Origin of the sequence: Pseudomonas sp. EA_65y_Pfl1_P113 (genome assembly GCF_963970525.1) — a bacterium.
Taxonomy (GTDB): domain Bacteria; phylum Pseudomonadota; class Gammaproteobacteria; order Pseudomonadales; family Pseudomonadaceae; genus Aquipseudomonas; species Aquipseudomonas tritici.
The window spans coordinates 1-1,000 of the sequence record NZ_CAXAQM010000107.1 but is presented as its reverse complement, the minus strand read 5'-3'; the positions used below and the strand labels follow the sequence as shown (position 1 = coordinate 1,000).

The window sequence follows — 1,000 nt, the reverse complement described above, 5'->3', positions numbered from 1 at the left end:
ACGACGGAAGCGGCCCGCGCCGGGCATCTGGCAAGGGCCTCCGATCTCGACGCGGCGGCCTTCGTGCGCGACAGCCTCGTCAAGGCGCACGAGATCATGCTGCCGTTCCTGCAGGCGCAAGGACAGGCCGCCATGCAGCCGCAAAGGCCGCAGGGTGCGCCAATTGGCGCAGGCTCGCGCTGATCGATGAGGCAACGAGGAAAGGATTTGCCGATGCTGGCTGTTGTCTTCAGATGCGCGCTGGCTGTGGCCATGCTCGCCATCGGCTCGCTCGCGGCGCTGGCGCAGAGCGCGGTCCCGACCGACAATTGGTCGGTCAACATCACGACCGGCAACACCTTCCAGCTGGTGCAGGGCGCGACCAACACCCGCCGCTCGCTCACCATCCAGAACAACAATGCCTCCGACAATTGCTATCTCAATGTCGACGGCACGGTGCAGGCGGGCCAGACGACCGCGAGCACGGTCACGACGGACGGCACCAAGGTCACTCTGACGACGGTGAAGGCCTCGATCCTGCTTCTGCCCGGCGCGGCCTATACCCGCTATTACCCCTATGTGCCGGCGGACGCGATCGTCGTGACCTGCGCCTCGAGCGGCGACAGCGTCTATGTGGACATGCAATGAGGCCGCTCCTGGTGCTCTTCGCCATTGCGCTGGCGATGGGGGCGGCGACCGCCGGCAGCCTGACGCCGCAGATCGGCGGCGGCATCAGCCAGTTCGACGGGGGTATTGCGTCTCAGGGTTCAACCGTGACGCCCGGAAGCTGCTCGGGGGTGATCAACGCCGGCAGTGGGTGTCCTCTTCCGATGCTGGGGATGTAAGACCATGAAACTGATCAGGCTGATTGCATCCATCATCGGAACCGGCTCGCGGGCCTTCGTGGCCCTCGTCGGCATCGCCGGCATTACGGCGGCGGTCGCCAATTACGCGATGACGCAAGGGGCGGGGACCAACTTCGGATCCGTCATCGTCGGCGGCGTCCACTATGCCCAGCAGC

The 1,000-nt window shown here is 65.8% G+C and carries 3 protein-coding genes; all 3 read left to right on the top strand.

Annotation, left to right across the window (positions count from 1 at the left end):
• The coding region (locus AACY52_RS28510) for a hypothetical protein (RefSeq protein ID WP_339561096.1) at positions 1–183 on the top strand (183 nt) is incomplete at its 5' end.
• Between the two features lie 30 nt (positions 184–213).
• Positions 214–627: a hypothetical protein gene (locus AACY52_RS28505; RefSeq protein ID WP_339561095.1), complete on the top strand. Its 414-nt coding sequence runs from the start codon at positions 214–216 to the stop codon at positions 625–627.
• Positions 624–824: a hypothetical protein gene (locus tag AACY52_RS28500; protein ID WP_339561094.1), complete on the top strand. Its 201-nt coding sequence runs from the start codon at positions 624–626 to the stop codon at positions 822–824. Before AACY52_RS28505 ends, AACY52_RS28500 begins: the two co-directional genes overlap by 4 nt.
• Positions 825–1,000 lie beyond the last annotated feature (176 nt).

What these genes read in the sequence shown, in the direction of transcription:
- AACY52_RS28505 (WP_339561095.1), top strand. Translation starts at nt 214, where the DNA reads ATGCTGGCTGTTGTCTTCAGATGCGCGCTGGCTGTGGCCATGCTCGCC.
- AACY52_RS28500 (WP_339561094.1), top strand. Translation starts at nt 624, where the DNA reads ATGAGGCCGCTCCTGGTGCTCTTCGCCATTGCGCTGGCGATGGGGGCG.